Source organism: Streptomyces sp. JW3 (assembly GCF_052216785.1).
GTDB lineage: Bacteria > Actinomycetota > Actinomycetes > Streptomycetales > Streptomycetaceae > Streptomyces.
This window is the reverse complement of the sequence record NZ_JBQOUX010000004.1, coordinates 85766-102069: the sequence shown is the minus strand read 5'-3', so window position 1 is coordinate 102069 and position 16304 is coordinate 85766. Positions and strand designations below refer to the sequence as shown.

Genomic DNA, 16304 nt, shown 5'->3' with positions numbered 1-16304 from the left:
GGGCCCGTCAGGGCCTCGGTAGAGGCAGGCCGGGCATGTGCGGGTGGCGCAGGTGCTGCCCGCCGTCGTAGACGTGCAGGGTGAACGTCTGAGGCCCGGGCCGGCCCGCCTCGTCGTACGCGGACAGCACGCGCTCGATCCGCTCCCACAGCCGCACGGGGCCGCCCTCGCGCACCTCCCACCGGCCTTCGACGGGGGTGAGGGTGGCTGCGGAGCCGGTGACGACGTCGACCAGGTGCACCGTCTCGCCCACGGTCGTCATCTGCGCGTCCGGGGCGGCGCACTGGGCGAGGAACCGCAGGTGGAACGCCTCCTCGGTCCCGGCGGTGATCCGCTCCGGGGAGTGCCGGGCCGCCCGGCCCTCCTCCGGAAGGCCCGCGGCCCAGTGGGCGGGGTTGCCGAACGCCGGCGCCGCGTGAGTGCGGGCGGACATGAACGACACCGTGCCGGGAAGCAGCTGCCCCTCGGCGGTGCCGTCCTTGGCCACGGTGAGCAGGACCCGGGCGTAGCCGTACAGCCAGCCCGACAGGGTGAGCAGAATCTTCCCACCCGGCCTCGCCTGGGCAAGAAGGGCCGCAGGGACGGCGCGGAAGGAGCAGGCGGCCACGATGCGGTCGAACTTCACCTCGGGCCAGTAGCCGTACAGCCCGTCCGCCACCGCCAGCGTCGGCGTGTACCCGCAGGCATACAGCGCGCTCGCGGCCTGCTCCAACCGGTGCGGGTCGACCTCGATGCTGGTGACGTCGGCGGAGCCGAGGCGTTCGCAGGCGAGGGCGGTGGAGTAGCCGGTGCCGGTGCCGATCTCCAGCACCGTGTGCCCCTCCTGCACGTCCGCGTCCGTCCACATCCGTACGACGAGCGACGGCAGCGTGGACGACGAGGTCGGCGCCCCGCCGTGCCGCACGGCGGGCTGCTTCCAGTCCGGTTCGTCGCCGTCGAACTGCGTGATCAGCGTCGTGTCGGAGTACGCGGCGGCCAGCCAGCGGCCATAGTCGGCTTCGGCGGTGACCGGCTCCCACACCGTCAGCCCCTGCCCGTCGCGCTCGTCGGCGGGCAGGTAGAAGCCCGGCACGAACCGGTGTCGGGGCACCGTCTCGACGACCGCCCGCCAGCCGGGATCAGCAAGGACGCCGTCGGCGGCGAGGGCCTTGGTCATCGCCTCGCGCAGCCGCTCGGCGTCGGTCTCCAGGTCGGCGGGCATCATCGTGCTCCGCCTCCTTCCGTGCTCGTGCTCAGGATGTCGGCGAACGCGGTCGTGATGTCGCCGGCGTCGGGCAGCCAGCCCCACTGGCCGTTGGGGTTGCACTCGATGAACACCCAGTCCTGCGCCGCGTCGCCGTCACCGGTCAGGGCGAAGTCGAAGCAGCCGAAGACCAGGGAGAACTCCGCCAGGTAGTTGTGCAGCGCCGCCTCGACGGGGGCCGGCACCGTGATGGGGGCGTGCAGGAGCTGGTCCCAGTCGCCGCGGCGCCAGTCCAGCGCACCGTCCGGTGCGGCGATCTGCTGGGCGAAGATACGGCGGCCGACCACGGTCACGCGGACGTCGCCGGTCTTGGGGATCTCCGCCTGGAACAGGTGGACGGTCACCGCGAGCGAGTCGTCGAAGGTGTCCGCATCGACGCGCTGGGTCCAGATCGCGCCGGTGCGCCCGTCCTCGTCGCGGGGCAGGCCGCGGAACGTCTTGTAGATGACGGGGCCGTGTTCGGCGGCGAACTTGCGGGCCGCCTCGACGTCGTTGGTAATCAGCGTCGGCGGGATGGCCAACCCGAGCTGGGCAGCAGTCTGGAGCTGGGCGGGCTTGAAATCTGCGGCGGTGACCGCGCCGGGGTGGTTGACGTAGCGGGCGCCGTGCAGGTGGTTGAGCACCCCGCCGAGCCCGTGGCGGGCCTCGGCGGTGGCGAAGTCGCGCTGCTGGGCGGGCAGGTGCTGGTAGCGGGCGGCGTAGGGGGTGGGGCGGCGGTAGTACACCGCCGCCACCTCCCCCAGCTCCACCTCCCGGCTGCCGGTGACCAGCCGCCCGGACCAGGCCGGCGCCCCGGCGCCGATGCGGGCGCCGAAGGCCAGGCCGGAGCCGATGTCGGCCGGGTCGACGCGGACGACGGGCACCTCGCGCTCGTTCAGCGCGGCGATGACGCGGTCCGCGGTGACGTCTTCCAGCGCGGTGACGACCAGGACGGTGGAGGCCATCGGTCAGTCCGACTCGTAGTCGGTGGTGTTGTCGTCCTGGGTCTGCGGCTGCGGGTTCTGCCCGTCGCCGCCGCCGGACATCGACGCGGTGCCGGTGGTCTTGCTGGTGCCGTGCTTGCCCATCTCCACCACCTGGCCGACGGCATCGGTGTAGCGGGCGGTCTGCGTCGACGCGTCGAGCGTCACCGCCGCGTACGACGGCGGGCCGACGGGCAGCCGGTCGGTGACCAGCCGCATCGCCCACGGAGCCTGAGCCGGGGGTGCAAGCGTCGCCATGCGTTCGTCCTTCCCCTTGCCTCATGCGGATAGCCGGGCGGCCACCGCCTGAGCAGAATCCGCCCCCGGCCAGAGCCCTGACCAGTACCGTAGGTGCCGCGAACCGTGGCGAAACTGCCACGCTCCGTGACAGGGAGTCGGGGAGGGTGAGGCACCGGTGCCCAGCAGATCGAGCAACCCGCATCTCGCGCTGTGGATCGCGGCCACCGGCCTGTCCCACGGCGAGATCGCCCGCCGGATCGCCGCCGAGGCCATCCGCCAAGGTCACCGGCAGATCGCCCCGGACGCCACCCGCATCCGCCGCTGGATCGACGGCGAATGCCCCCGCCCACCGGTTCCCGCCCTGCTTGCCGCGGTGGTCTCCGATGCGGTCGGCCAACCGCTCACGCCCGGTGATCTCGGCCTGACGGCCGCGGGGCCCACCCTGGATAGCATCCAGCTCCCGCTGCTGACCGAGGCAGCCGCACCGACCCTGGCCGGATGGACCCAGATGGACCTCTTCCTCGACCGCCGCGACACCCTCAAGCTCGCCCTCGGCGCCCCGCTGATCCTCGCGGCCGAGCGGATGCTGGGCGGCACCGCCCGCCGGCTGAACCGCGCCAGCAAGGGCTTCGACGCGGACACCACCACCGCGCTGGAGGAGGTGACCACCTTCTTCACGAAGGCCGACGCCTCCAAGGGCGGCGGCCTGTACCGCTCCGCGATCGTCGCCCCGCTCGCCGAAGTCGCCCGCCGCATCCAGGACGGCGTCCCCGCCCCGCTGAAGGCCCGGGTGTTCGCGGCGACCGCCGACCTCGCCGCTTTGGCAGGGTGGGTCAGCCACGACTGCGGCCGGTACGCCACCGCCCAGCGGTACTGGTCGTACGGCATCTACGCGGCCTCCGAGGCCGGGCAGCCCGACCGCGGGGTGGAGATCGTCACCCGCATGTCCCACCAGATGATCTACCTCGGGCATCCCCAGGACGCCCTCGGTCTCCTCAGCGTCGCCGGGAAGAAGGCGACGATCCCTGCGACGAAGGCGCTGGTCGCCTCCCAGACCGGACGGGTGCACGCCGCCCTCAGCGACGAGCAAGGTGCCGAGCGGCACCTTGGCGCCGCTGACGAGCTGGTCGCCGGCGGTCTGGGAGAGGTGCCGGAATGGGTGGCGTACTTCGACGCCGCCGAGCACGCCGGCGCCCGCGCGGTTTCCGCCCGCGACCTCGTCCGACTCCACGGCGACCGCCAGCCCGCCAGCGTGTACTTCACCGACGCCCTGCGGCTGCGCAGGCCCGGCTTCGAGCGGGTGAAGGTCATGGACCGCATCGGCCTGGCCGCCGCGTTGTTCATGGAGAACGAACCGGAGCAGGGCGCCGCCGCGGCCCACCAGGCGCTTACCGACGCCACCCGCGTCGACTCCACGCTCGTGGCCTCCCGGCTCAACACGCTGCTGGACGCCGCCCGCCCGTACCGGACCACCGAGGTGGACGAGGTCCGCACGCGCGCGGCGGATCTCGCCGCGGCCCGGCCGACCACGGTCGCCGCCTGAGACCATCAAGCGCATGGGCAAGCACTCCCGACCCGGACCGCCGAACCAGCCGTCCCGCGCGATCCCGCGCACCGACGACGGCGACCCGCTCGCGGCGTACAACAAGCGGCGCCGCCCGCCGCTCGATGTCTGGCGCCGGCACTGCCCGCTCCACGGCGGCGGCGGTCACCTCCAGCCCGACGAGGCGCGGGCCCTGGAGGAGTGGAACGGCTTTGCGTACGCGCCTGCGGGCACTGCCGCGAACCTCGCGGAGGCCCAGCGGTGGGTGAACGAGCAGACGGCCAGCGGCAACAACGGAGAGTCCGCCGCCTGACCCGGTCGCGCCCCTACGGTGTGCCGTCGAGTCCGGAATCGGTGCCGTTGAGGTTGCCGACCTTGCGGCGGTAGCGGCCCTGGGCGGCCTGCTCGGACTCGACGCCGAGCGCCGCAGCGATCTTCTTGAACGTCAACAACGGCTTGCCCGTGCGCGTACTGGCCGTACGGGCGGCCAGCAGCAGGGCGCCCTCCAGGCCCTCCAGGTCGTCGCGGGCAACCTGGAGCAGCGCGAGCGCGGCAGCGACGTCGTCCGCACGGTCCTCGGGTACTTCCGTGATGCCTGCGGTCTCACGCCAACGCGGGTCACAGGCGAACACTCGTTGTGCCTGATGGGCATGGACCGCGTGCAGCAGCGCGACGACCGACGCATGCGGCGTACGGTCCTGGATCTCCTGCACGGCGTCGGCGTAGTCCTCGGAGAGACGGGCGAGCAATCCGGCCTGTTCCTCGTCCATCACATACGGGACTGGCCGGGGCGGACGAGTCGGCTTGTCGGTGTTCGTCATGCCTCTCACCCTCACGGCACAGCATCACGCTGACAACGCCACGCTGTCAGCGCAGCGTTGCATTCCGGGGGCGCACGGGCGCGCGCCGCGTTCTCACAAATGAACAGTTGCGCGAGTTCTGCGAGACGCACGAAGTGGATCACGTTTCCGCAGGTCGCCGTTCGCAGAAGTCCTCTCAGAACCCGCACGTTGTGTGAGACAGTTCTGACAGACTTCCGGGGTGGACCTGACGCCCGATCAAGCAGCAATCGCGGTAGAACGAAACGACTGTCCGAAGTGTGAAGCCCCGGCGGGCAGTGCCTGCCGCACCCGCGGTGGGAAGACCGCGACGAAGTACCACACCGCCCGCTTCATCCTCGTGCCCGCGCTCCGCGAGGAACTCGACGTTCTCGTGCCCGACGATCGCGGCCCGGGACGGCCGTGGAAGCCGGGCCCGCCCGTCGAGGCTCTGCCGGCCGCCGCGGCGGCCAAGCCGATCCGGATCGGGTACGCCCGATGCTCGACCGCCCAGCAGGAGTTGCAGAGCCAGCTGGATGCGCTCGAACCGCTGTGCAAGCGGATCTTCTCCGAGAAGATCAGCACGCGGGTGAAGACCCGCCCGAAGCTGGAGCAGGCGCTGAAGCTGGCGTACGACATCAAGGAGGCCGCACCCGACCAGGAGGTCATCCTCACCGTCCACGAGCTCAAGCGCCTCGCCCGCAACGCCGCCGAGCTGATGACCCTGTCCAACCAGCTCCAGACCGCCGGCGTCCAGCTCGAACTCCTCACCGGCCCGCTCACCGGCATCTACGACCCCAACGGCATGGGCGCCATGTTCTTCGCCGTGCTCGCCGTCGCCGCCCAGCTCGACCGCAACTACATCCGGGAGAAGACCCTGGAAGGCCAGGTCGCCGCCGCGACCAAGGGCAACCACGGCGGACGACCCAAGGTCATCGACGATGACATGCTCCTGTTCGCCCGTGCGCTCAAAGACAAGGGCGTCCCCGTCCCCGAGATCGCGGGGAAGCTCACGATCAAGACCGGGAAGAACGCCGGACAGCACCCGTCCGTCGCCTCGGTCTACCGCGCGCTCGCCGACGCCGAGGAGACCGCCCAACCGGCCGGGCCGGGCGTCGTCGCCCCGCGCCGGCCGACGCGGGTGGACCTCACCGGCCCCGGCAGCGGCACCGCTCCAGAGCTGATGGAACGCCTTCAGCGGCAGGTCCTGGAAGGCGACGGCGTGCTGGACACGCTCGTTGAACAGACCGAGAACGACGAAGACGACGTCGTGGCGGCGCTGCTGGCGCAGGCCCGACGCGAAGGGGAGGACGCGTGATCCGCACGCCGCACCGTACGAAGGGGCCGGGCGTGCTCGGAGCCGAAGGCCCCGGCCACAGCGGACCGTTCGGCCGCTGGCCCGAAGACAACGAGGACGAGGACCAGGGCGAGCCCGACGAGGAACATCCGGCCGGAAACCGGCGGTAGTCCTCCCGGCCACCAGGACAAGATCCACTCAGCACCGGCGGTCGCACGCCGCCGGCACCATCACCAGGGGGGAACGAAGACCATGGGCAAGACGACCAAGAAGGCCCGGCAGGCGCCGCCGCTGTCCGCCGACCGCGTCCGCACCGGCTGGCAGGGCCCGGCCGGCACCCGCATCCGCCTGGCCCGTGGCCAGGACGTCGAAGCGGCGAACGCGCTGATGGCCACCACCGGCGACGGCGTCAGGATCATCCCGGTCCTGGCGACGGCCATCGAGGACGGCTCGGCGTCCTCCGCCATGCTCGCCGGGCTCGGCGCAGCCGGTACGAACGCGTACCACGACGCTGCCGCCCGCACCTTCACCGACCGGCCGATGGGCGAGGCCCTGACCACCGTTTCCCTGACGCTGGTCGCCGCCGACGAGCAGGAGCGCACCGTGGGCGTGCTGTCCGCCACCGCGCCCGGCACCCTCATCGACATGGCCATGAACAACGGCTTCACGGCCGAGAAGGCCATGGCCCTGAGCCTGTTCGTCGCCAAGATCCACGGCCTGGCCGTCGCTGGACATGCCCGCGGCCAGGGCGTCGCCGCGGCGCTGCTCAAGCGGGCCTGGCAGGTCCACCAGCAGCTCGGCTGCATGCTGCTGTACGGCTCCTACGAGGCCGACCGCGACCTGGCCGCCTTCTACACCCGGGCCGGCTACACCGTCCACGCCCCCGGCGAGACCTTCCCCCTGGACCGCATCGCCCTGCCGTTCCGGCTCGGCGCAGGCGATGACCAGTGCGTCTTCACCCGCTGGCGCCCCCGCCACTGACCAACGACGGGACCAAACGTCCGGCTGAGATGAAGGAGAAGCCCATGGCGCCACCCGTTCCCGAGTACCTCTCACCGCTGCGGTGGCGGTGGATTCTGCTCACCACCCGCCGCCAGGAGGTGCGGTTCCTGTACTGGCCGCCGCGGCGTCCCGCCGGGCACCGCCGCATCCGGATGTTCGACCGCGAGGGCTACGACATCGGGACGCTGGTGTGGATGGTGTGCGACGACTGCCACGTCGGGAGCATCAACAAGATCTCCATCACGATCGAGCACCAGCGCCAGGGGCTCGGCCGCCGGCTGATCCGCCGGGCGCTCGCCGACGGCCCCGGCTACACCTGGCAGACCACCGGCCAGTCCCCGGAGGCGAAGCAGTTCTTCCCCGCGATGGAGACGGAGACCGGCACCGCGTTCCCCGCGTACGGCGGGGCGTGTGAGCACCTGGCCTCGCCGCCGGGCTACCGGCCGCCCCCGCCCGGCCGCCGTCCCGGGCCAGTCCTGGAACGGGAAATCTGACCATCCCGGCACTGGCATCCTGGCGCTCCATCGCTGTGCGAGTCAGAAGCTGTGCATGCCTTCGACGTTGCCTTTAGGGGACTGATGTGACAGAAGAACTCAAACCGGTCTTGAAGACAGAAACCCGAACTCGCCCCATCCGCGTCACCGTCGATCTCCCGCCCGCCGATCAACAGGCCCTGAAACGCTGGTGCAACACCGCGGCTCTCGATCTCGACCTCACCACAGTGGCCCTCGCCCAGGTCCTCCGTGCCCTCGCCGCGGAACTGACCGCCGATCCCGCGGACCGCCTCGATGGCCTCGACGACCGACTCCGCGCACGGCTCGCGGGCGCTGGGGAACCCGAGGTGGACCTCACAACCACGATCCCGAAGAGCCTCCAGCAACAGCTCAGCCTCACGACTGCGGTCCACAACACCACCATCGAGGCGGCCGTGACCGAGGCACTGCGCATGTGGCTCGCCAAGCACCCACCGTGCCGCCGGACCGTCCTCGACGCAGCGCAGCAGCTCGCCGAGCTCGGCCTAGGAGACGACCTGGCGGGCGAGGGCGACACACTGTGAGGTGAGTACCTCGGCGAACGCCCTTTCAGGTACGAAAGGCCCTACAGGCCCACGGACTTGAGCATGTTCAGCAGCACGTTGGTGTTGTCCATCGCGTTCTGGAGCGCCTCCCGGGCCGCCTCTAACTGTCCGGCCTGCGCGGCCAGGGTGCCCACGTCGCCGGTGGCGACGGCGTCCTGGCTCGCCGCGATCACGCCGAGCAGCAGGTGCAGCCCGCTCGCCGCGTGCGCGGCGGCCACCGGGATCGGCCCAGCCGCCTGGTTCTGCGCCATCAACCTGAGCGGCGTGCCGGCCCGCAGCACCTGCCAGCGGATGAACTCCACCCGCCGCGCCGGATCGTCGATCCCCGCGCCAGCTGCCTTGAGCTGCTCCTCCCACGCCACATGCCGCGCGTCGGAGTCCAGCTCCGCCGTGCCCTCGGTGTTCACCACCTCGGCCTGCACCACGCCGAGCAGCGCATTGACCATCCGCACCCGGTATGCGTCCGGCCCGCCGAGCCGCGCGGCCTCCTCGGCATGCTCCTCGGGGGTGTTCTCCCCGTCGTACAACCCCAACACCGCCATCGCTGCGGCGATCTGTTCTACCGTGGCCGGAGCCCCGCCCCGCGCCTTCCGCTCGCTCATCTCGGCAGGCTATCGACGCCGCTCACCCCACGTCCGGCGAAGCGGAAACCGGCCCTCACCGCTTCAAGATCATCCCGTGGCGGCTTTTGGGCTCACCTTGGCTGGACCCCTGCCACAGCGCCCGCTGCCCCGCACCCCCCGACCGACCGCCGCCACGCCGGGTGCGTGGCGGTACGGCCCGGTGTCCGGCGGGGCTTTGGGTCGCCGGGGTCGGGGTGTTCGCGTATCGCCCGGTCCCGGTGGACCGCCGTGCCGGGTGCGTGCCCGGCGGGGTCCCGGAACCGGGGTGCCCCCATACGGCCGCCGAGACGCCGTCCCTCGCCCCGGTTCGGGTCCTCGCTGTCCTGCCGCGCGTGCGGGACCGGTGATTCTGCCGATCCCGGCGAGTACGCCGCCAGTCGACAGTGGCACGGCCAGTCCACCGGCGATGCCCGGCCGGCGCGGCACCGGTACACCTGCCACGCGCACCGGTGCCCGAACCGCCGCCGGCCGGGGTCCCCGTCGCCACGACAGAGAGGACGACTCGTCGTGCACTCCAACCCCCACACCCCCGCCGGCCACCGGGCGAGCCGCAGCGCACCCCGCGTCACCCGGCGCCGGCTGGCCGGCGCGGCGACGGCGATCACCGCGGTCGTCGGGCTCAGCACCCTCACCAGCCCGGGCGCCCAGGCCGCCGACAACCCCTACGAGCGCGGACCGGCCCCCAGCCAGTCCAGCATCGAGGCACTGCGCGGCCCGTACTCCGTGTCGGAGACATCCGTCTCCTCGCTCGCCGTCACCGGCTTCGGCGGCGGCACCATCTACTACCCGACCAGCACCAGCGACGGCACGTTCGGCGCCATCGCGGTCGCGCCCGGCTTCACGGCGTACCAGTCCTCGATGGCCTGGCTCGGACCGCGGCTGGCCTCGCAGGGCTTCGTGGTGTTCACCATCGACACCAACACCACGCTGGACCAGCCCGCCTCCCGGGGCGAGCAGCTGCTGGACGCCCTGGACTACCTGACCGAGGACAGCAGCGTACGCACCCGCATCGACAGCAGCCGGCTCGGCGTCATGGGGCACTCCATGGGCGGCGGCGGCACCCTGGAGGCGGCCAAGGACCGTCCCTCGCTCCAGGCCGCGATACCCCTCACCCCCTGGAACACCGACAAGACCTGGCCCGAGGTCAGCACTCCCACCCTGATCGTCGGCGCGGACGGGGACACCATCGCCCCGGTCGCCTCCCACGCCTCGCCCTTCTACTCCAGCCTGCCGTCCAGCACGAACCGTGCCTACCTGGAGCTGAACTCCGCGACCCACTTCTCGCCGAACTCGTCGAACACGACGATCGCGAAGTACAGCATTTCCTGGCTGAAGCGGTTCATCGACAACGACACCCGCTACGAGCAGTTCCTGTGCCCGATCCCGTCGTCGAGTCTGACCATCGAGGAGTACCGGGGCAACTGCCCGCACACCGGCTGACATCCGTCCGGCAGCACCCGGCGGCGGTCGTCCATCAGGCGGCCGCCGCCGATGTTGTGCCGGTGCACGGACGCGGGCGCCGGGCACTGGGCAGCGGCACACTTCGGGTCATGTACATGCCCGGCGGAACCGCAGGTCGGGCCGGACGGCGGCCCGTCCGGGCGTGCGGACCTCTCCCTTCCGCCTCTGGTTACGCGCGCGTAACCTCCCGGGAATGACCGGAGACACGATCGTACGTCCGGCTGTGCGGCTGCACGGACGGAGCGCGCAACGACGGGCGGTCGCCGCCCTGTTGGACCGGCTGCGGACGCACGGCGCCGGCCTCGTGGTGACCGGGGAGCCCGGCCTCGGCCGCACCACCCTCCTGCGCTGGGCCGCCCACGGCTTCACCGCCGGCAACGTCCTCCACCTGCGGGCCGGCCCGACCGACGGCCCCGGAGCACCGGGCTGTCCGGGCAGCGGCCCCGAAGCCCCGGGGGACCCGCTCGCGCCTGCCGGGCCCGGGGTGCCGACCTGGCTCCCCGGGCTCCCCGCCCACGGCACCCGTGCGGGGGCGGCCGGTCAGGTCACGGGTGCCTGGGAAGCCGAGTGGGGCGCCGGCGCCTGGGAAGACCCGGAAGCCGGTGCGGACGGTCGCGCGGGTCGCCCCGGGCCGCACCGTCCGCCCACGCGGACCGCTGCCCGGCGCACGTACACCTGGGCCCCCGGCCCGGGGGTCACCCCCGGCCGCCTGCTCGACGCCTTCCGGGGCGCGGCGGACGGCGGGCCGCTGCTGGTCTGCGCGGACGACGCCCACCTGTGGGACGCCGCCGGCCGCGCCGCCCTGGGCGCCGTGGCCGGGCGGGCGGCCGGCCACGGCCCGGTGGGGCTGCTCCTCTCCGTCGCCGGACACCGGGCCGTGGACGCGGAGTTCGCCGCCCTGCCGGTCGTCCGGCTGGACTCGCTGACACCGCCGCAGGCCGCCGCCCTCCTCGACGACGCCACCGACGGCGGCGCCGAACCCGCCGTCCGCGCCGAACTGCTGGCCGAGGCGGACGGCAACCCGGCGCTGCTGCTCGCCCTGGCGCACCGTCTGTCCGCCGACGAACTGCGCGGCCGGCGTCCGCTGCCGCGCCCGGTGGCCGACGCCCGCACCCTGGCCGCCGTGGCGGGCCGGGCCCTGACCGGCCTCGCGCCGGACGCCCGGGACCTGCTGCTGACGGCGGCGGTGGCGGTACGGGCGTCGGACGCCCCGGACGCCGACGCCGGCCTGGTCCGCGCGGCCCTACGGCGGCTGCGGCCCGGGTCGGCGCCGCCCCCGGAGCTGGAACCGGTCGCGGAGGGCGGACTGCGCTTCCACAGCCCGCTGCTGCGCCGCGCCGTGCACGCCACCGCCGCCCCGGACCGGCGGCGGGCCGCGCACCGGGCCCTCGCCGACGTGCTGGCGGCGGACGGACAGCGGCTGCCCGCACTGCTGCACCGCTCCTGGTCCGCGGCCGCACCGGCACCCGCGCTCGGCGACCGGCTGGCGGCCGAGGCGTCCGCCGGGACGGCGCCGGCCCCGCACCGGCTGCGCGCCACGGCGTACGCCCGCGCCGCCGAACTGACGGCGGACGGCCCGGTCCGGGCGGAGCGGTACACCGCCGCCGCCGAACAGGAACTGCTGGCCGGCCGCCCCGACCGGGCCCGTCCGCTGCTGGCCGCCGCCCGCGACTGCCCCGCGCCGCCGCTGGTGCGGGGCCGGGCCGAGCTGGTGAGCGGGCTGACCGAACTGCGCGACGGCCCCGTCGAGGACGCCCACCAGTCCCTGCTGCTGGCGGCCTCGCTGCTGGTCGGCCCGGCCCCCGAGCAGGCCGCGGCCGCCGCCCTGGCCGCCGCCGACGCGGCCTGGGCGGCCGGGGACCTGACCGCCTGCCTGGCCACCCTCGGCACCGGCCAGGCGCCGCGCGGCACGGTGGGCGACCACCGCCTCGGCATGCGGGCCCTGCTCGAAGGGCGCTTCGACCGGGCGGCCGGGCCACTGGGCCAGGTGGTGCACCGGGCCGGCACCGACGACCGGCCCGAGGCGCTGCTGCGGTCGGCCGCCGCCGCCCTGCTGCTCGGTGAGGTGGACGCCGCCCGCCGGGCCGGCGCCCGCGCCCTGGCCGCCGCCCGGCACCGCGGCTCGGCCGCGCTGGTGCCGCAGGCCCTGGAGTACCTCGCCTACGCCGAACTGCGGGCCGGCCGGCACGCCCAGGCCCGCGCCCACGCCGAGGAGGGCCTGCGCACCGCGCTGCGGACCGGCCAGCGCAACACGGCCGCCCTGCACCACGCGGTACTGGCCATGGCGGCGTCCATCGAGGAGGCGCCGGAGGTGGTGGCCCGGCATGTGACGGCCGCGCAGACCACCGCCCGGCGGCACGGCCTGGCCCAGGCCGCCACCCTCGCGGAGTGGGCGGCGGCCCGCGTCGACCTGGGGCGCGGCCGGCCGCTGGACGCCGCCGACCGGCTCGGCCTGCTGGTGCTGCCCGGCCCGCGGCGCGGGCACTTCGCGGTGTGGCGGCTCGCCGTGCCCTGCTTCGTGGAGGCCGCGGTACCCGCCGGACGGCACGAGGAGGCCCGTACCGTCCTGGCCGACTTCGCCGACTGGGCGGCGTTCGGCGCCGACCGGCAGTCCGCCGGCCAACTCGCCCGCTGCCGCGCGCTGCTGGCCGGTGAACAGGACGCCGACGAGCTCTTCCGGCGGGCACTGGTCCGGCACGACGAGACCGGCGGCGACTTCGAACGGGCCCGTACGGCGCTGCTGTACGGCAAGTGGCTGCGCCGCCGGCGCCGACCGCGCGAGGCCCGGGACCGGCTCGGCGGCGCGCTGGCCGGCTTCGAGCGCTGCGGCGCCGGGGTGTGGGCGGAGCAGACCCGCGGCGAACTGCGCGCGATCGGCGGCGCCTCCCGTGCCGAGGGCGCGGGCTCGCTGACCCGGCTGACCCCGCAGCAGCTCCGGATCGCCCGCTACGTCGCCGAGGGCGCCACCAACCGGGAGGTGGCGATGGCCCTCACGGTCAGCACCCGCACGGTCGACTACCACCTCCGCAAGGTCTTCGCGGCCCTCGGCGTCCGCTCCCGGGTCGAACTGGCCCGCATGGTCGAACAGTCGGAACAGACGGCCGCCCGCCCGTAGGGCCGGTCCGACACAGCACGCCGGCCCCGGCCGCGGCGGACCCGGGGCGCGGGACCCGCGGAGCCGGCGCCGGACACCGCACGCTCCCGGCGGCGGCACCGGGACGGCACGGACGGCACCGGCCCGCGCCGGTCTAGCCGACCAGGGTCTCGAACCCCACGCCGTCGCAGTAGGACGCCGCCCGGCCCGCCGCGCCCAGGTCGCCCTCGACGGCCAGGGCGGTGTCGATCAGGACGTGGCTGCCGTCCTGGTCCAGGCCCTCGCGGTCCAGCACCTTCGCCGCGGCCACGACCGCGCGGCCGGCGTTCGCCGCGCCGCCCTCCGCCGCGTCCCTGGCCTCCTGCCAGGCGCCGAGCCGCGTGCAGAACGTCTCCCGCCAGTTCGCCACCTGTTCCGGATCGGGGCCGGAGCAGCCGCCCAGCACCCCGGCGACCAGCACCGCCACCGCCGCTCCCACAGCCCCTCGCCGGCCTCTGAAACCCCGCTTGTTCGCGCGCCGCACGGACACCCCCTCCCCGGAACGATCACCACAGAGTACGGCCGACGTGCGGCCGGAGCCGGATGGTGTGCCGGATTGTTGCCGCCAAGGACCTAGGGACCGACCGGACGGTATGCCATCCTTCGGGCAAGGACGAGTCAGGGCACGGCAAGCACGCGGGCGCACCGCCCGGCGCGCGCCGCCCCTGCCAGCCCGAGCCTTGGGGAGGGCCGCCATGCAACACGCCGTACGGTCACGCACAGCGATCCGCACCGCACCCACGCCCGTTCCGCGCCCGCGGACCCGCCGCGTCACGTCGCTGATCGACGCCGACGCGCTGCGCGTCCTGCACCGGGCCGCCCGCGTCCTCCTGGACGACCTGCCCGACCTCACCGACCGCCTGGTGGCGGTGCTCCAGGAACAGGAGCCCGCCTACCGCGCGGCGATGGCCGGCGACCCCACCGGGACCTGGCAGGAGGCGCACCGCTCGCTGCGGCACAGCGTCACCTCGCTGCTCGACCCGCGCAGCAACCGGGAGGCGGCCCGCCGCTGTTCCTGGCGGATCGGCGCCACCCGCGCCGAGCAGGGGCTGCCGCTGGACGCCCTGCTGCACGCGTTCCGGCTCGGCGGCTCCCTGGTGTGGCAGCGCCTGGTCGAGGAGACCAGCCGCACGGCCCCCGAGGACGTACGCCTGCTGGTGCACGTCGCCTCCGACGTGTGGAACTTCGTCGACGAGCACTCCACCCTGGTCGCGGACGCCTACCGGCAGGTCGAGTGGCAGCTGAACCGGCGGCGCGAGAACCGGGCCCGGCTGCTGGCCGCCGCCCTGCTCGACGGCAGCAGCCGCATCGCCGACCTGCCGGAGACCGCGCGCGCCCTGGACCTGCCCGAACACGGCCGGTACGTGGTCGTCGCGGTGGCCGGCGCGCACCCCGCGCGGTGCGAGGCCGCGCGGGCCGCGGCGGTACCGGACGGGCCGCGCGTGCACTGGCACGCCGGGGTCGACGCGGACCACGGCATCGTCCTGATCGGCGACGCCGGCCTGCCCGAACCGGTGCCCGGCGGCACGGACCTCGCGCCCGGCGTGCGGATCGGCGTCGGCAGCCCGGTCGACGGCCTGGCCGCCGTCGGCGACGCCCGCCGTCTGGCCGACACCGCGCTGAGCATCTGCCCGCCCGGCGGCGGCACGGTCCGGCTCGCCGAGCACCTGCCCGCCGCCCTGGTCGTCTCCAGCCCCGAACTCGGCCACGCCCTCGCCGACCGGGTGCTCGGCCCGCTGCTGCGGCTGGAACCCGCCGACCGGGAGGTCCTCCTGGACACCCTCACCACCTGGCTGTCCTGCGACGGTTCCGCGCAACGGGCGGGGGAGCGGCTCTACTGCCACCGCAACACCGTCCTCAACCGCCTGCGCCGCTGCGAACAACTGACCGGCCGCTCCCTGGCCCGCCCCTGCGACGTGGTGGAAGTCAGCCTCGCCCTCACCGCCCGCCGACTGCTGCCCGGCCACTAGGGGTTCGCGCACCGGCCGGGCGCGAGGCCCCTCGCACCCGGCCCGCCGAATCACCCCCCCTGTCGCTCCCCCCCTGCTCGCCCCGTCACTCCCGCCAGTCCGCCGTCGCCGCGGCCCGCTCCTCCCACTGCCGCACCCCCGGCCCGTCCGGCCCCCACCGCGCGCAGAACCGCCGCAGCGCCTCGCACCGGTCCAGCATCGCGGCCCGGCGCACCGGCCAGGGCGGCACCCGGCCGCCGTAGGCCCGGTGGAAGTCACCGAGGGCGTCCCGGTGTTCCGGGTGGTGGGCGCGCACGATCCACTCGCACCACGCCAGGTCCGCGACCGGCTCCCCGAGGCGCGCGAACTCCCAGTCCACCACCGCGGTCACCTCGCAGGTGCCGGGATCGAACAGCGCGTTGTGCGGTCCGAAGTCGCCGTGCAGGAGTACGTCACCGGCCCGGTGCGGGCCGTCCCCCAGCACCCTCGGCGCGCTCTCGTGGATACGGCGCAGCAGTCGGCCGCAACTCGCCAGCACCGGCCCGGCCCGCCCGGCGTCCAGGAGTTCCTGACCGGGCACCCCGGCCACGAAGCCGAGCGTGAGGGTGGTCGCGGACGCCGCCCGCACCGGCGGCACCGGCAGCCGGCCCGCGAGCCGGACCAGCAGCGTGTGCTCGCGGCGCAGTCTGCCGGCCGCGTCCGGCCCCTCGTAGGTCTTCGCCACGACGGAGCCGTCACCGGCGGTGCGGTTGGTGTACCCGTGCTTCAGCGGACGCATCCGTCGATCATCCGGCGCCCGCCGCGCCGAGGCCACCCCGCACCCCGGGCCGGGCCGCTGGGCGTCCGCACAGCGTCCCCGCTCCCGGACTGGGACGCCGCAGCGAGCCGGGGCCATCCGCTGTACCGGCCACCGGCCCCCGTGCTGTCGTGAGCCCGCGTTCCTCCCCGGACGTCA

Annotated in this window: 16 protein-coding genes; 9 read left to right on the top strand and 7 right to left on the bottom strand. The window is 74.3% G+C overall.

All coding sequences use genetic code 11. From position 1 onward, the window contains the following. Positions 1-7: 7 nt before the first annotated feature. Genes tgmC through ACTT8P_RS03375 form a run of 3 tightly spaced genes read right to left on the bottom strand, consistent with a single transcriptional unit; the run spans position 8 to position 2463 of the window. Entirely contained in the window at positions 8-1204 is a 1197-nt protein-coding gene (gene tgmC, locus ACTT8P_RS03385) for an ATP-grasp peptide maturase system methyltransferase (RefSeq protein WP_442829997.1), read from the bottom strand. Next, positions 1201-2187 carry an ATP-grasp ribosomal peptide maturase gene (tgmB, locus tag ACTT8P_RS03380; protein ID WP_442829996.1) on the bottom strand — a complete coding sequence of 329 codons (987 nt, stop codon included), beginning with the start codon at positions 2185-2187 and terminating at the stop codon, positions 1201-1203. The genes tgmC and tgmB overlap by 4 nt, the downstream gene beginning before the upstream one ends. A 3-nt stretch (positions 2188-2190) precedes the next feature. Beyond that, on the bottom strand, positions 2191-2463 hold the full coding sequence (locus tag ACTT8P_RS03375; protein ID WP_442829995.1) for a putative ATP-grasp-modified RiPP: 273 nt from the start codon (positions 2461-2463) through the stop codon (positions 2191-2193). 157 nt (positions 2464-2620) lie between these two features. On the opposite strand from ACTT8P_RS03375, the gene ACTT8P_RS03370 reads away from it, so the two are divergent. Then, on the top strand, positions 2621-3988 hold the full coding sequence (locus ACTT8P_RS03370; protein ID WP_442829994.1) for a Tat pathway signal protein: 1368 nt from the start codon (positions 2621-2623) through the stop codon (positions 3986-3988). 13 nt (positions 3989-4001) lie between these two features. Further along, positions 4002-4301, top strand: a complete 300-nt coding sequence (locus ACTT8P_RS03365; RefSeq protein WP_442829993.1) for a DUF6087 family protein — start codon at positions 4002-4004, stop codon at positions 4299-4301. Between the two features lie 13 nt (positions 4302-4314). On the opposite strand, the gene ACTT8P_RS03360 is transcribed toward ACTT8P_RS03365, so the two are convergent. Then, a complete protein-coding gene (locus ACTT8P_RS03360) occupies positions 4315-4809 on the bottom strand; it encodes a hypothetical protein (RefSeq protein WP_442829992.1) in 495 nt (164 codons plus the stop codon). Between the two features lie 220 nt (positions 4810-5029). Between ACTT8P_RS03360 and ACTT8P_RS03355 the strand changes: the two genes are divergently transcribed. The 4 genes from ACTT8P_RS03355 (at position 5030) to ACTT8P_RS03340 (ending at position 8162) form a co-directional block, all read left to right on the top strand. After that, on the top strand, positions 5030-6124 hold the full coding sequence (locus ACTT8P_RS03355) for a recombinase family protein (protein ID WP_442829991.1): 1095 nt from the start codon (positions 5030-5032) through the stop codon (positions 6122-6124). A 231-nt stretch (positions 6125-6355) separates the two neighbouring features. Beyond that, positions 6356-7084, top strand: coding sequence for a GNAT family N-acetyltransferase (locus ACTT8P_RS03350; RefSeq protein ID WP_442829990.1), 729 nt, complete (start codon positions 6356-6358; stop codon positions 7082-7084). Positions 7085-7128: 44 nt separating this feature from the next. Continuing rightward, entirely contained in the window at positions 7129-7599 is a 471-nt protein-coding gene (locus ACTT8P_RS03345; protein WP_442829989.1) for a GNAT family N-acetyltransferase, read from the top strand. A gap of 86 nt (positions 7600-7685) precedes the next feature. Beyond that, positions 7686-8162, top strand: coding sequence for a hypothetical protein (locus tag ACTT8P_RS03340; protein ID WP_442829988.1), 477 nt, complete (start codon positions 7686-7688; stop codon positions 8160-8162). Between the two features lie 41 nt (positions 8163-8203). Here ACTT8P_RS03340 and ACTT8P_RS03335 read toward each other — a convergent pair whose 3' ends face one another. Continuing rightward, entirely contained in the window at positions 8204-8785 is a 582-nt protein-coding gene (locus tag ACTT8P_RS03335) for a DUF6245 family protein (RefSeq protein WP_442829987.1), read from the bottom strand. 528 nt (positions 8786-9313) lie between these two features. On the opposite strand from ACTT8P_RS03335, the gene bdeA reads away from it, so the two are divergent. Both bdeA and ACTT8P_RS03325 read left to right on the top strand, forming a co-directional pair. After that, positions 9314-10246: a bis(hydroxyethyl) terephthalate hydrolase gene (gene bdeA, locus ACTT8P_RS03330; RefSeq protein ID WP_442829986.1), complete on the top strand. Its 933-nt coding sequence runs from the start codon at positions 9314-9316 to the stop codon at positions 10244-10246. 214 nt (positions 10247-10460) lie between these two features. Beyond that, complete coding sequence (locus tag ACTT8P_RS03325; RefSeq protein ID WP_442829985.1) at positions 10461-13382, top strand: LuxR C-terminal-related transcriptional regulator; 2922 nt, start codon at positions 10461-10463, stop codon at positions 13380-13382. A gap of 133 nt (positions 13383-13515) precedes the next feature. Here ACTT8P_RS03325 and ACTT8P_RS03320 read toward each other — a convergent pair whose 3' ends face one another. Continuing rightward, positions 13516-13827: a hypothetical protein gene (locus ACTT8P_RS03320; RefSeq protein WP_442829984.1), complete on the bottom strand. Its 312-nt coding sequence runs from the start codon at positions 13825-13827 to the stop codon at positions 13516-13518. Positions 13828-14095: 268 nt separating this feature from the next. On the opposite strand from ACTT8P_RS03320, the gene ACTT8P_RS03315 reads away from it, so the two are divergent. Next, on the top strand, positions 14096-15370 hold the full coding sequence (locus ACTT8P_RS03315) for a PucR family transcriptional regulator (RefSeq protein WP_442829983.1): 1275 nt from the start codon (positions 14096-14098) through the stop codon (positions 15368-15370). A gap of 85 nt (positions 15371-15455) precedes the next feature. On the opposite strand, the gene ACTT8P_RS03310 is transcribed toward ACTT8P_RS03315, so the two are convergent. Next, positions 15456-16127 carry a phosphotransferase family protein gene (locus tag ACTT8P_RS03310; protein ID WP_442829982.1) on the bottom strand — a complete coding sequence of 224 codons (672 nt, stop codon included), beginning with the start codon at positions 16125-16127 and terminating at the stop codon, positions 15456-15458. Between the last annotated feature and the right edge of the window lie 177 nt (positions 16128-16304).

Bases quoted from the DNA above. Each gene is read 5' to 3' on its own strand.
- ACTT8P_RS03345 (WP_442829989.1), top strand. From the start codon at position 7,129: ATGGCGCCACCCGTTCCCGAGTACCTCTCACCGCTGCGGTGGCGGTGG.
- ACTT8P_RS03335 (WP_442829987.1), bottom strand. From the start codon at position 8,785: ATGAGCGAGCGGAAGGCGCGGGGCGGGGCTCCGGCCACGGTAGAACAG.
- ACTT8P_RS03360 (WP_442829992.1), bottom strand. From the start codon at position 4,809: ATGACGAACACCGACAAGCCGACTCGTCCGCCCCGGCCAGTCCCGTAT.
- ACTT8P_RS03325 (WP_442829985.1), top strand. From the start codon at position 10,461: ATGACCGGAGACACGATCGTACGTCCGGCTGTGCGGCTGCACGGACGG.
- ACTT8P_RS03310 (WP_442829982.1), bottom strand. From the start codon at position 16,127: ATGCGTCCGCTGAAGCACGGGTACACCAACCGCACCGCCGGTGACGGC.
- ACTT8P_RS03365 (WP_442829993.1), top strand. From the start codon at position 4,002: ATGGGCAAGCACTCCCGACCCGGACCGCCGAACCAGCCGTCCCGCGCG.
- ACTT8P_RS03350 (WP_442829990.1), top strand. From the start codon at position 6,356: ATGGGCAAGACGACCAAGAAGGCCCGGCAGGCGCCGCCGCTGTCCGCC.
- tgmC (WP_442829997.1), bottom strand. From the start codon at position 1,204: ATGATGCCCGCCGACCTGGAGACCGACGCCGAGCGGCTGCGCGAGGCG.
- tgmB (WP_442829996.1), bottom strand. From the start codon at position 2,187: ATGGCCTCCACCGTCCTGGTCGTCACCGCGCTGGAAGACGTCACCGCG.
- ACTT8P_RS03375 (WP_442829995.1), bottom strand. From the start codon at position 2,463: ATGGCGACGCTTGCACCCCCGGCTCAGGCTCCGTGGGCGATGCGGCTG.
- ACTT8P_RS03315 (WP_442829983.1), top strand. From the start codon at position 14,096: ATGCAACACGCCGTACGGTCACGCACAGCGATCCGCACCGCACCCACG.